This is a genomic window from Paenibacillus sp. FSL K6-2859, assembly GCF_038008265.1.
Classification (GTDB): Bacteria; Bacillota; Bacilli; order Paenibacillales; family Paenibacillaceae; genus Paenibacillus_AQ; species Paenibacillus_AQ nitricinens.
In genome coordinates this window covers 5,385,966-5,398,736 of record NZ_JBBOYU010000001.1, presented here as the reverse complement: position 1 = coordinate 5,398,736, position 12,771 = coordinate 5,385,966, and the positions used below count along the sequence as shown (strand labels likewise).

Below are 12,771 nucleotides of genomic sequence, written 5' to 3'. Positions count from 1 at the left end.
TTCACACAGGCACAAAGGTGGAATTTAAATATACTAATTTTATACTCCAATGTAGAGAGAGGTAAAAATAATGGCGGATGTAGGAGTAGTTATGCCTTTGTATACCCAAAAGCCGGAATTCCTCCGGCAAGCTCTGGAGTCTGTTCTGCGCCAAACCTTCACCGAATTTCGACTGATCATTGTAATTGATGGTGCGCCAGAAATGGAACCGCTTGTGAGATCTATAATTGCCGAGGATCCAAGGGTAACTATTATCTCTTATGAACAGAACAGGGGTATTGCATATGCGCTGAATACGGGCTTTGATCTTTTATTTAGCGAACCCAGTATTCAGTATTTGAGCTGGGTCTCCAGCGATAATGTTTATGAACCCCGTTTTCTCGAAATCCTTCGAGGGGCACTAGTGAAGGGGCCGCAGGAGCTAGGAATCGTGTACAGTTCTTTTCAAAGTATAGATAACGAGGGGAACCTGCTTCATAACGAACATCAGCTAGCTACTCAGCGAAATTACCAGTCACAGCCCAAAGAGAGATTGCTGGATTACTCGCTTATTGGTGTTTCTTTCATGTACAAATCGCAGGTTGCGAAGCTTGTTGGGGGGTACGGAATGGAGCCGGTGGAGGATTATGATTACTGGCTGAGACTTGCTGAACATTGTGATATTCGCTTTATCCCCGTGGAGCTGGTGAATTATCGTGTGGACTCTACCTTTAGTGTATCTGCACAGTTACATTCCACTGAAAATCATCGGAGATGGAGATATTCGTACCACTTGACCCGCCATCAGGCGCGATTCCGTAGAGGGATTCCTCCCATGATTACCGTTTTATTTCCAGTAGTAAATGCTGGTGCGGAGGAAATAGCGAGGATAGAGAATTTGTATGAACAGACGTATAGCAATTATGAGTGCCGGGTGCTGGATTTATCACTTACGGGTCAACCATCTGCTCTAATTGGTTCAATCCCTCATCCTGCAACTGAGTTTGTTTACATGCCAGGAGTTGTGGAGTCGCACGCGATTTGTGGAGCGCTAGAGCACTTGTCCACTCCCTACACGATAGTTTTAGGTCCCAAAATTTTCATAGGAGCTCTCGATATTGAATACATGCTGGAGGCTTTGGTTACTACCGGTGGAGACACGATCTCCAATTATTATACGGATGATCATAGCTTGATTGGATTCCGGCATAGACATGTCCCATCGACCAAAACTCACTACTATAATGAGCTGTTTCGAAGCACAGATTTGTATGATTTGTTGAAAATCCATTTTTCCTAAAATAATATGTGAATGAGTGATCGTAATGAAGATTTTGTTCACCTTCTTCAACCCGAGCGGCGGCATGCAAACCCTGAACCGAGTGCGCTGCCAAGCATTACATGATCGCGGTGTAGAGTGTCATTTATTGTACACACACCCTGGAAAAGGGCAACAAAATATCCCTAATATTCAAACCTATATTACCAATAATGATGACGAGATCAGGGGATTGCTCACTCGAGAAGCTTTTGACTTGATTGTAGTGTGTACGGATATTTACTTAGCGGAGAGGTTCAGAGGGTTTGGTTACAAGGGGCCGCTTGTTTTTGAGGTGCAGGGATTGGGGACGTTAGATGAAGCGGAGCAAGTTATTAGTAATTTTAATGAGCGGATTCACAAGCTAACCGATGCGCTGCTCTATCCAGAAACGACCCATTTGCAGACGCTTTTCAAAGGTGGATTCCCATCCATTTCTCAATATTGCTTTGACAATCCGATCGATTGCGATCAGTTTGGATATACCAATTATCCCGCCAAAAGCTTTCCTATCCTCGGCTGGGTAGGACGAATTCAAACGAATAAGAACTGGAGAGAGTTTCTACAAATCGGACAACGGCTGCTGGCGATCCATCCCGAGCTTTATTTATGGATTTTTCAGGATGATACGTTGTTTGAGCCGGAGCAAAAAGAGAGTTTCGAACAATTTGTAGCCGAGACAGGGATTTCTTCACGTTTGATTTCGTATTCCAATGTTCCTCATGGGCAAATGGCAGATTATATGAGCATTATTGGTGACTCAGGAGGATTGCTCTGTTCCACCTCTATTCTCGAGGGATTTGGGTACGCCGTAGCCGAGGCGATGTTGTGTCGTTGTCCTGTTCTTACTACGGATTCGGATGGCATTCGGAGACTTGTCATTAATAATCATACTGGAAAAATATACACAAGAGGGCAGCTGGATGAAGCTGTGAATGCTGCTTTATCTTTAATGCATGATCCTGCACTGCGGGACAGAATTAGGATGAATGGTGAATGGCATATCCGAAACAATCTTTCCTCCGGGCTGTATGCGGATAGATTTCTCCAGATGGCTCATCAATTGATCAGACGCCGATCTAAGATCGAGCGTCGATGGTCTTAACTCTGCGGTTAAGCCGCAGGGTTAAGATGTTTTTTTAATATAAAAATTTATATGCTTACGTTATAAATTATCCTCTATTTCTCGCATAAACACTTACCATCCTCATAAGGACGCCAAAGGCGTTTATGCTTGTGCTTCTTCAATTAATTCCTCAGTATCATTCCTAACATTTCCGACAGCGGTGGAAACTGGATAGGTTCTCATTAGTTGTTGATCATACGGTTTCAGGAGCTTTATTAGAGAGGTAATGTCCTGATTGCCCCGATCCAGCCATTCTGTCTCATTCTCAGGCTTCAAAATAACCGGCATGCGGTTATGGATTTCAGCCATTAGATCGTTCGGAGTAGTCGTTATAATCGTGCAGGTACTTAGTTTATTACCCTCAGGGTCCATCCAAATATCATATAATCCGGCCATGGAGAAAATCCCCCCATCGCGCATCACGATCCGCATGGGTTGTTTGTTGCTACCTTGCACCTTCCATTCGTAGAAGCCATCAGAAGGGATAATGCAGCGGCGTGAGCTTACTAAGCGCTTGAAAGAAGGCTTCTCCAGTAGTGACTCTGCCCGTGCATTGATCATTTTACTGCCGATTTTGTCATCCTTTGCCCATGAAGGAACCAGACCCCAACGCAGTTCCCCAAGCTTATTGCTGGAGCCTGTATGAATGACTGCCGGAATTTGCTGCATGGGCGCAGTGTTATATTTAGGGGCATAGTGGATAATGGTTGAATCATTCGCAAAATATCTGACCATCAACTCTTCCATAGTGACGGTTATTGTATAGCGTCCGCACATGATTTACACTCCCTAGTCAGTAGATTAGAAGTTCACTCCGTTTACAGCTTAATTTCATCATGTTATGCTCGGAATATTTCTTATTATAAACGAAGCGGAATGAATGAAGAAAGAGGTGCTCATTGGTGATTTTGGTAAGCTCTTGTCTAGCTGGCATGAAGGTGAGATATAATGGTACGGATTGTTTGGATGAGAAAATCCAGAAGCTTTTGAATGAGAATCAAGCTATTGCTGTGTGTCCAGAATTGCTGGGAGGATTCGCAACGCCTAGAGAACCAGCTGAAATCATTGGTGGGAATGGCGAGGATGTGCTGGCAGGAACGGCTAAAGTAGTGGATCGATCAGGTACAGATGTTACAGATATGTATTTAGAGGGTGCTTATATCACACTTGCAAAAGCCCAAGAGGTATCAGCTACGATGGTAGTGCTTAAAGAAAACAGTCCTTCTTGCGGCAGCAGTATGATTTATAATGGGGAATTCAAAGGGAAGAAAATAGCGGGAAATGGCGTTACTACAGCTTTACTTAGAAAAAATGGCATTGAGGTAACCTCTGAAGAGAACTGGCTATTATAATCCTAGCTTTCATAGGGAAATGATTACAATATTGTGTTCTTTCGCTTGTGGAAAACTCACTTCTCGCGCGGTATAATTTAATAGTTGCAAGTATAAACGTCTTCGGCGTCCTTTTAAGGACGGTTAGCGTTTTAAGCGAGAATTATAAGAATAATGTATAAGGTGAAACTTATACCTTCTTATATACTTAGAAGAACTAGTTTCCTATACTCTAGAAGCGGAGAAATGAATATGAAATCCATCTATTTGGACCACGCCGCATCAACCCCGGTTCATCCCGAGGTGGCTAAGGTCATGCTGAATATAATGACAGAACAATACGGAAATGCATCTAGTGTACATCAGTTCGGGCGTTCAGCTAAAAGAATATTGAACGGGGCGCGCGATAATATCGCCGCCTTTTTGGGCTGTTCACCTGACGAGTGGGTGTTCACTGGAGGCGGCACCGAGAGCGATAATTTAGCGCTCTATGGAGCAGCAGCTGCAGTTTCCCATAAAGGAAAACATATTATCACCACCCAGATCGAGCATCATGCAGTGTTACATACCTGCGAAGAGCTAGAAAAGGAAGGCTTCAAAGTTACCTATCTTCCTGTGGATTCGACGGGCAGGGTATCTGTTACAGACGTAGAGGCTGTATTGCAGGAAGACACGGTGTTGATCAGCGTAATGTATGCCAACAATGAGGTCGGCACCGTTCAGCCCATCCAGGGGATTGGTCAGCTTGCCAAAGAACGGGGTATTCTGTTCCATGTAGATGCTGTACAAGCTCTTGGTGCCCTTCCAATTACATTGCGGGAGCTTCCAGTAGATTACATGAGCTTTACTGCTCATAAGATCAACGGGCCTCAAGGGATCGGTGGTTTATATGTTCGGAGTGGAGCGCCACTGCATCCAAGACTTCATGGCGGCCTTCAGGAGCGCGGCAGACGTGCCGGAACAGAGAATCTAGCCGGAGCAGCAGGGTTTGCCAAAGCCGTTGAAATAGCGGTTGAGGGTCTGTCAGAACGTCAACAGAATATGAAGCTCCTGCGCAGTAGACTACTCGAGGAGCTGGATTCTCTGATTGGACAGGAGCGTTACTCGCTTAACGGTAATACCGAGCATTTTTTACCTAGTATTCTGAATTTGAGCTTCCCAGGGGCTGGGACAGATATTATGCTGATGAACCTGGATATGGAGGGAATTGCGGCAGCAAGCGGTTCAGCTTGCACCTCAGGATCCCTGGAAATATCTCATGTTCTGAGAGCAATGGGACTTCCTCAAAATATTTTAGAGTCTGCGATTCGATTTAGTATCGGTTTGGGTAATACTACTGAAGAAATCGAGTACGTTGCTCGAAAAGTTGAAACCATTTTGAATCGCCTACGTAAATGAGACTAGTTACTCTAGGTTTCGATCTGTATCGGGGCGATTCGGGCTTTTGGCTTTCTGAGAACTCGTAAGTACACTCAAAGTGAGGGGACCGAGGCAGCCATGAGACTTCAAGATCTGATCGGCTTGGCTGTATTTGAAGTTGAAGAGGGGAATGAAATCGGCAAGATTGTCGATATCCTACTCGATTCAAACTGGAATATTACGGGTATTGAACTGGAAAGCAAATCTTTTTTTGGCGGCCATGTGAAATTTGTGGCATGGAAAGATATTGTGGCCTACGGCGAGGATGCTGTCATGATTCGTAGTAAAGAGTCGATTGATAAGACAGATGCCGATCATATACCTTGTACTTTTCTATTAGGAAAGAACAAACTTAAGGATTTGAAAGTACTGACTACAACTGGAACTATACTTGGACGAATATCGGATGTTTATTTTGACCAAAAGTTGGGAAACACAATAGGAGCGCTGGAAATCAGTGACGGGCTTGTGACTGATTTGATCGAAGGCCGCAAATGGCTGCCTTGTTCTGATGAGATGTCCATTGGTGAGAATGCTTTAATGGTTCCTGCAATGAGCGAAGAACGGCTACAAAAAGCCATTAATATTGTTAACGGATAGGTGGAATGTATTATATGAAGTGTCCAAACTGTAACTCTAAAGATATCGGAAAGATTGGTTCCCACCAGTTCTATTGCTGGGGCTGTTTCATTGAATTGACGGTAAACGGCGAGAAAATGTCGGTGTATCAGGTGGAAGAAGATGGCACTCTCAGCTCTCTGGACGATCTGTTCTCCGGGGATGATATGACTCAGGATTTCCCGCAAATTCATGCGTCGTCTTAACTATGAATCTTGCTTTGTAAGCAAGAATGATCTAGGTACTTAAAGCGTCAATCTCCTTACAGTTGAAACAGCTGCAGGGTTATTGGCGCTTTTTTTGGGGCTCCCTGCAAAGTACCTGAATCAGCATCGAAGAAAAAGCCCCACTTTGTAGGGGTATTTTGGGGCTCCCCGCAAAGTACCTGAATCAGCATCGAAGCACAGGCCTCACTTTGTGGGGTTATTTTGTGTGCTTGATGGTTATTTTGCTGCGGCCATACATATACTTATTTACGAAGCTAGTCCAGGCTACAGTCGCAGGAGGGTACACTCATGGAGCAATGGTCCCAAAGTAAGTGGTTCCGCTGGATGATCGGAGTGCTGCTCTCCTTGATCATTTTGTATTTTGTTTGGTTGCTTCGTCCAATGCTGCAGGGGATATTTGTATTTTTGAAGGCAATCCTTGCTCCATTTCTGGCAGCTATGATTATTTCCTACGTGCTGAATCCCGTCGTTAGTATGCTTGCCGGACGGAAGATGCCGCGTAGTGTAGCTGTTCTACTTATATATGCAGTATTCCTAACGGCGATTGCAGTGATCGCAATTAACCTTATCCCGATGTTTATCGAGCAGCTTGAAGAGTTGAATGAACATTTGCCAGAGATGACGCTGCAAGCCCAGGGGCTGATGCGACATATGAATTCTAGACTAATCCCGCCCGGGGTCGAAATGGGGATGAACAACTGGTTTTTTCAACTGGAAAGTCGTCTCGCCGAAGGGATCTCTAATTTTCTCGATAATATAGGGACAACGATTAATGTGCTGTTCAATGCTTTCATTGTACCGTTTCTAGTGTTCTATATTCTGAAGGATTTTGATGTGTTTGAGCGGACGGTGGTGTCTTGTCTGCCCCGCGCACGCCGTAAGTCGATTGTAACTTTGTTAAAAGATATCGATGATGCACTCGGCAACTACATTCGTGGACAGTTTCTGGTCTGCATTATTATAGGTGTGCTTGCTTATATCGGTTATGCCATCATCGGAATGCCATATGCTTTATTGTTTGCGAGTGTGGTGGCAGTGTTCAATATTGTTCCGTATATGGGTCCCTTTTTGGGGGCTGCACCAGCCATTGTAATGGCTTCGACGGTTTCTTTCCGTTTAGTGCTGTTGGTTGCAGTGGTTAACACAGTGTGCCAAATCGTGGAAAGTAACATAATCTCACCTCAGGTGGTGGGAAAGAAGCTGCATTTGCATCCGCTGCTCATTATTTTTGCACTTCTGGTTGGCGGTGAATTGGCGGGGATGATCGGACTTATCCTTGCTGTACCGTTCTTCGCGGCTGCAAAAGTCGTTATTCAACACTTTATGACGTATTTAATCAAACGAAAGCCCGTGTAAATAGGGTAAAACATTGACTATAGTCAACAGTTTTGTATATAATGTTGGGGAATATTACTGATGAACAGTCGGTATATATAGTTGATCGATGATGAGGAGTATTAATTCTATACCGTTATTGCAGAGAGCCGGCACTAAGGTGCGAGCCGGTTAACGGAACGGAGTGAACTCACCTCGGAGTAACGGCGCAAGTTTCAGGATATCCACTAGATATAATGGATGTCCTAGGTGAACCGTCGTCGCCTCACCCCCGCTAAAGGGTGCAAAGTGAGTGGCAGAATAAAGTATATTCAGCCGCTAACTAGGGTGGTACCACGGGAATTATAACCTCTCGTCCCTAGCGATAATACGCTAGGGATGGGAGGTTTTTTTGTAAATATAAGAGGGTATAGGTTTCACGAAATACTTCATGTCTTATATTTCTCGCATAAACGCTTACCGTCCTTATAAGGATGCCGATGGCAGTTTATGCTTGGTTAAGAAATCTAAGTAGTAACACTCCAAGGAGGAGCAGACAATGAGCGACAATCAAACAAACAGTATACCTGCCGGCGGTTACCGGGCACAGGCTATTGAGCCCAAGTGGCAAAAGTTCTGGGATGAGAACAAAAGTTTTAAGACAGGTGAAGATCCAACCAAACCGAATTTCTATGCACTGGATATGTTCCCGTACCCTTCAGGTGCAGGACTGCATGTAGGTCATCCAGAAGGCTACACAGCAACGGATATCGTATCCCGTTACAAACGGATGCGTGGTTTTAACGTGCTGCACCCGATGGGCTGGGATGCTTTTGGACTTCCTGCAGAGCAGTATGCCATGGATACTGGTCAGCATCCACGTGATTTTACAGATAAGAACATCGATAATTTCCGTCGTCAGATCAAATCGCTGGGTTTCTCCTACGACTGGGATCGCGAGATCAGCACTACAGATCCAGATTATTACAAATGGACGCAGTGGATTTTCATCCAGTTGTACAACAAAGGCTTGGCTTATGTAGCAGAAGTACCTGTTAACTGGTGCGAGGCACTGGGTACAGTACTTGCCAACGAAGAAGTTATTGACGGTAAAAGTGAGCGCGGAGGACATCCGGTTGTCCGCAAACCGATGCGTCAGTGGATTCTGAGAATTACTGAATATGCTGAGCGTCTGCTAGAAGATCTGGAAGAGCTGGATTGGTCTGAAAGCATTAAGGATATGCAGCGCAACTGGATCGGCAAATCCACAGGTGCAGAAGTGAACTTTGAAATTGAAGGTCACGACGCTAGCCTGACCGTGTTTACAACACGTCCAGATACATTGTTCGGAGCGAGCTACTGCGTATTAGCACCAGAGCATGAACTGGTTGATGCCATTACAACAGAAGCACAACGCGCAGCGATTGCAGAATATCGTGTGAAAGCTTCTCATAAGAGCGATCTTGAACGTACAGATTTGGCTAAAGAGAAGAGCGGTGTATTCACGGGTGCGTATGCAATCAATCCTGTGAATGGTTCTAAGACGCCGATCTGGATTGCAGATTATGTACTTGCCGGATATGGAACGGGTGCGATCATGGCGGTTCCAGGTCACGATACACGCGACTGGGAATTTGCTAAACAATTCGGCCTGGATATCGTGGAAGTCGTGCAAGGTGGCAACGTTGAAGAAGAAGCATATTCCGGAGACGGACCGCATGTCAATTCTGATTTCTTGAATGGCCTTAAGAATGACGAAGCAATTGCGAAGATGATTGCTTGGCTGGAAGAGAAGGGCGTAGGTAAAGGTAAAGTAACCTATCGTCTGCGTGATTGGCTGTTCAGCCGTCAACGCTACTGGGGAGAGCCGATTCCAATTTTGCATCTGGAAGACGGTACAATGAAGACTGTTCCGGTTGATCAGCTGCCGCTGGTACTGCCTGATGTAGATGCGATCAAACCATCGGGTACTGGGGAGTCTCCACTTGCCAATGTAACAGATTGGGTGGAAACGATCGATCCTGAGACTGGTATGAAGGCTCGCCGTGAGACCAACACCATGCCGCAATGGGCGGGCAGCTGCTGGTACTACCTGCGTTACATTGATCCGAAAAACGATCAAGAGCTGTGCTCCCCAGAGAAGCAAAAAGCATGGCTTCCAGTGGATCTGTACATTGGTGGAGCCGAGCATGCCGTGCTTCACTTGCTCTATGCACGTTTCTGGCACAAAGTGCTTTATGATATCGGCGTAGTAGAAACGAAAGAGCCTTTCCATAAGCTGGTTAACCAAGGTATGATTCTTGGAAATAATAATGAAAAAATGAGTAAATCACGCGGAAATGTCATCAACCCTGATGAGATTGTTGAAGCTTTTGGTGCAGATACACTGCGTGTCTATGAAATGTTTATGGGCCCTCTGGAAGCAACCAAGCCTTGGAATGAAAAGGGTGTTGAAGGGGTTCACCGGTTCTTGTCCCGTGTATGGCGCCTGTTCGTGAATGAGGAAGGTAAGCTCAATTCCAAAATCACAGCAGATGGCGGAACGGAAGAGTTCAAACGTACTTGGCACAAAACGATTAAGAAAGTTACTGAGGATTTCGAGCATCTGCGTTTCAATACGGCGATTAGCCAGTTGATGATTTTCATTAACGATGCCTACAAGCAAGAAACGTTGTCCCATGAAGCTGCCGAACATTTTGTGCAAATGTTGTCACCACTGGCACCGCATATTGCTGAAGAGCTATGGCAACTGCTTGGTCATGAAGGAAGCATCAGCTACGTGGCTTGGCCAACTTATGATGAAGCATGGACAGTTGATGCTGAGGTTGAAATCGTTATTCAGGTGAATGGTAAAATCGTACAACGCGCATTGATTCCGCTGGATATGGGTCAGGAAGAAATGCAAGCTCATGCGCTGGCACTTCCTAATGTAAGTGCAGCTGTAGAAGGTAAAACTGTACGCAAGATTATTGCGGTTCCTGGCAAGCTTGTAAATATTGTAGTGGGTTAAGCGAAGAACGCAATTCTGCCCGCAGCATCGGAGAAATCCGTGCTGCGGGCTTTGTTGTTCTAACGTTATTTCGGACCTTGATTAATAGTGTCATGTCCGAATAGTTCATCAAGCTTAATAACATCCTCATCATATTTATCATGCGTTGTCGTGATGAGGCGTTCAAATACACCATCTAGACTGGTACGTAAGTGGTTTAACGCTTCTGCGGTAATGCCGCCGCGAACAGCGACCCGTTCTTGAAGCTCTTGCGGGGTAAACTCACCTTCTGTTAGCAATTTTCCTGTACCCAGCAGCATTTCACCAGCAAGTCGGCTGATTAATGACTCTTCAATTCCAGTGGCCTCAACAGCTGCTTCAATCCAGCGCTCAATGAAATAGCTTAAGAACGCAGGTCCACAGCTGGAGAAATCAGAAGCGATTCGGGTATGTGCCTCTTGGATTTCTAAGGGGACACCTATGAAAGACAATAGCTGTAGCAGTACAAGCCTGTCTTCTTTATTAAGCCTGCTGCCAAAAATGCACAGTGAAGTCCCACTCTTGACGCAGTGCGTAATGCTTGGGATAATCTTAGCGATTTTGGACGGCAAAGCGGATTCCAGATGATGCAATTGAACTGGACTTGTAATGGATACGACGATTTGCTCACTCCGGAGACATGAGCCGATCTCATTGGTTAATGTTTTAAATTCAAGCGGCTTTACGCATAAAAAAACGATATCACTTCCTAACGCTGTCTCCCTATTGCTTCCGCAAATGGAAATGCCGGGGTGACGCTTCTCAAGCTCCAGCAGCTTATTCAGACTGCGGTTGCTGGCAAGCACATCACACGGTTCTAGCGCTCCGGAAGAAAGAAAGGCGTCGATCAGCAGGCTGCCCATGCTGCCTGTTCCGATAAATCCTACTTTCACCTGTGGTTCCTCCTTTCTAGCATTGCTTTTTACTAACTGACATGAATTCTCTTCGTTATATGTATGCAGGATAGCCTTGGACAAATGACAGGTTTTGTATGAATTATTAAAGGGAATTCCAATTAAAGGAATGTATGAAGATTCACAAAAAAGTATAGGACGAATTTTCGTGAGGGGGAGTGCATTTTGAATAAAGGGAGTATAGTGCTCGGAGTGGCTGTAGCTTTACTAGGTAGCGGACTGTTATGGGCTGCTGGGAGTAAGGGGGATTCCGGCATTGCCGGATGGGAGACCTTGAATGGAAGCATGGAACAAGCGATTGGAGTCGCTGAGCCAGATGAAGCTTCGGCTACAGAGGGCAAAGTGGGAGGCCAGCAGACGAAGGTAGATAAGCAATGTGCTGGGAAAGTTACAGTGGGAGCCGAAGCCACTGGGAAGACTGATGCTTCTGGGAAAACTGATAGTGCCGGAAAGGCTGAAGTTAGTGATAAGTCTGATGCTGCTCAGAAGGTGAAGGATACTGCACAAGCAGATCATACTGTCCCGGCTCCAGTAGATGAAAAAGGGACAACGGTTACTGGAGAGAATGCTTTGGAGGCGCTTGAGGTTACCACGCCAGTCGCTTCACAGGAAGGTAAAATAAATGTGAACACTGCGGGTGCTAAGGAGCTGATGGATCTCCCGGGCATCGGAGAGAAGAAGGCACAGACTATAATCGAGTACCGCAACCGTGAAGGGGCTTTTCGTAGTCTGTCAGATTTGGGGAAGGTGAAGGGGATCGGGCCCAAAATGCTGGAAAAGCTAAAGCCTTTAGTAATATTTTAAGATATAAGGGTATTGAAGGTACTGTTGAATGTGCTACAACCGTTGTCCTAGTGAATACTTGCGGGGATGTGTTACAATAGTTAACAACTATTTAGAAGGATATGGAGATTGATTATGACTGCTGCTTATCGTAAAGACTGGGATACTTACTTCATGGACATTGCCTGTATGGTCTCCACTCGTTCACGTTGTAATCGCCGACATGTGGGTGCTGTACTGGTACAAGGCAAGAAGCTGCTAGGAACAGCGTACAACGGGGCGCCAATGGGCGTACCTGATTGTTCAGAGGCAGGCTGTATGCTCTCGGAGCAATATGAAATGGAAATCGTGGATGGCGTAGAGACGATGGTGAAGAAACAGCGCTGTATTCGCACGATTCATGCGGAACAGAATCTTTTGCTATTTACAGACCGGATCGATCGGGAAGGCAGTACCGTCTATGTGACAGATGAGCCCTGCTGGACCTGCGCCAATATGCTGGCGAACAGTGGTATCGTGGAAATCGTGTATTACCGACCTTACCGTAAGGATATGGAAAAGGTTGAAGCGATGATGGCTGCCAAGGGTATCATATTTCGCCAATTGGAGAACTATGAGCCGCCAAGTGAAACGATGATCAAAGTATCGGAATAACTGATCTGTATAACACCAATTTAATAAGATGGCTTGAGGAAGAACCTCTCGTGCGCTTTT

The 12,771-nt window shown here is 45.4% G+C and carries 12 protein-coding genes; 10 read left to right on the top strand and 2 right to left on the bottom strand.

The window, feature by feature from the left end:
* Nucleotides 1-70: 70 nt before the first annotated feature.
* A complete protein-coding gene (locus MHB64_RS24120; RefSeq protein WP_341135522.1) occupies nt 71-1,279 on the top strand; it encodes a glycosyltransferase family 2 protein in 1,209 nt (402 codons plus the stop codon).
* A 25-nt stretch (nt 1,280-1,304) separates the two neighbouring features.
* Complete coding sequence (locus MHB64_RS24115; protein WP_094873700.1) at nt 1,305-2,402, top strand: glycosyltransferase family 4 protein; 1,098 nt, start codon at nt 1,305-1,307, stop codon at nt 2,400-2,402.
* A gap of 123 nt (nt 2,403-2,525) precedes the next feature.
* Here the strand turns inward: MHB64_RS24115 and MHB64_RS24110 are convergent, their stop codons facing one another.
* Nucleotides 2,526-3,200, bottom strand: coding sequence for an SOS response-associated peptidase (locus MHB64_RS24110; RefSeq protein ID WP_094873702.1), 675 nt, complete (start codon nt 3,198-3,200; stop codon nt 2,526-2,528).
* A gap of 125 nt (nt 3,201-3,325) precedes the next feature.
* On the opposite strand from MHB64_RS24110, the gene MHB64_RS24105 reads away from it, so the two are divergent.
* The 6 genes from MHB64_RS24105 to leuS all read left to right on the top strand — a co-directional run bounded on the left by MHB64_RS24105 (nt 3,326) and on the right by leuS (nt 10,342).
* Nucleotides 3,326-3,775, top strand: coding sequence for a DUF523 domain-containing protein (locus MHB64_RS24105; RefSeq protein ID WP_094873709.1), 450 nt, complete (start codon nt 3,326-3,328; stop codon nt 3,773-3,775).
* A 231-nt stretch (nt 3,776-4,006) separates the two neighbouring features.
* A complete protein-coding gene (locus MHB64_RS24100; RefSeq protein WP_094873704.1) occupies nt 4,007-5,152 on the top strand; it encodes a cysteine desulfurase family protein in 1,146 nt (381 codons plus the stop codon).
* Between the two features lie 99 nt (nt 5,153-5,251).
* Nucleotides 5,252-5,773 (top strand): PRC-barrel domain-containing protein, encoded by a 522-nt coding sequence (locus MHB64_RS24095; protein WP_042191050.1) that lies wholly within the window; start codon nt 5,252-5,254, stop codon nt 5,771-5,773.
* 14 nt (nt 5,774-5,787) lie between these two features.
* Entirely contained in the window at nt 5,788-5,997 is a 210-nt protein-coding gene (locus MHB64_RS24090; protein WP_036677557.1) for a hypothetical protein, read from the top strand.
* A gap of 309 nt (nt 5,998-6,306) precedes the next feature.
* Entirely contained in the window at nt 6,307-7,374 is a 1,068-nt protein-coding gene (locus MHB64_RS24085; RefSeq protein ID WP_042191048.1) for an AI-2E family transporter, read from the top strand.
* 517 nt (nt 7,375-7,891) lie between these two features.
* A complete protein-coding gene (leuS, locus tag MHB64_RS24080) occupies nt 7,892-10,342 on the top strand; it encodes a leucine--tRNA ligase (protein WP_341135521.1) in 2,451 nt (816 codons plus the stop codon).
* A 65-nt stretch (nt 10,343-10,407) separates the two neighbouring features.
* On the opposite strand, the gene comER is transcribed toward leuS, so the two are convergent.
* The gene (gene comER / locus MHB64_RS24075) at nt 10,408-11,253 is read right to left on the bottom strand and encodes a late competence protein ComER (RefSeq protein ID WP_094877381.1); all 846 of its coding nucleotides are present in this window, start codon (nt 11,251-11,253) and stop codon (nt 10,408-10,410) included.
* A 186-nt stretch (nt 11,254-11,439) separates the two neighbouring features.
* On the opposite strand from comER, the gene MHB64_RS24070 reads away from it, so the two are divergent.
* Both MHB64_RS24070 and MHB64_RS24065 read left to right on the top strand, forming a co-directional pair.
* Entirely contained in the window at nt 11,440-12,078 is a 639-nt protein-coding gene (locus MHB64_RS24070) for a ComEA family DNA-binding protein (protein ID WP_341135520.1), read from the top strand.
* 114 nt (nt 12,079-12,192) lie between these two features.
* Complete coding sequence (locus tag MHB64_RS24065) at nt 12,193-12,711, top strand: deoxycytidylate deaminase (protein ID WP_042191041.1); 519 nt, start codon at nt 12,193-12,195, stop codon at nt 12,709-12,711.
* Nucleotides 12,712-12,771: the final 60 nt, after the last annotated feature.

Coding starts and splice junctions, on each gene's coding strand:
- MHB64_RS24120 (WP_341135522.1), top strand. CDS start 71: ATGGCGGATGTAGGAGTAGTTATGCCTTTGTATACCCAAAAGCCGGAA.
- MHB64_RS24115 (WP_094873700.1), top strand. CDS start 1,305: ATGAAGATTTTGTTCACCTTCTTCAACCCGAGCGGCGGCATGCAAACC.
- MHB64_RS24110 (WP_094873702.1), bottom strand. CDS start 3,200: ATGTGCGGACGCTATACAATAACCGTCACTATGGAAGAGTTGATGGTC.
- MHB64_RS24100 (WP_094873704.1), top strand. CDS start 4,007: ATGAAATCCATCTATTTGGACCACGCCGCATCAACCCCGGTTCATCCC.
- MHB64_RS24095 (WP_042191050.1), top strand. CDS start 5,252: ATGAGACTTCAAGATCTGATCGGCTTGGCTGTATTTGAAGTTGAAGAG.
- MHB64_RS24090 (WP_036677557.1), top strand. CDS start 5,788: ATGAAGTGTCCAAACTGTAACTCTAAAGATATCGGAAAGATTGGTTCC.
- MHB64_RS24085 (WP_042191048.1), top strand. CDS start 6,307: ATGGAGCAATGGTCCCAAAGTAAGTGGTTCCGCTGGATGATCGGAGTG.
- leuS (WP_341135521.1), top strand. CDS start 7,892: ATGAGCGACAATCAAACAAACAGTATACCTGCCGGCGGTTACCGGGCA.
- MHB64_RS24065 (WP_042191041.1), top strand. CDS start 12,193: ATGACTGCTGCTTATCGTAAAGACTGGGATACTTACTTCATGGACATT.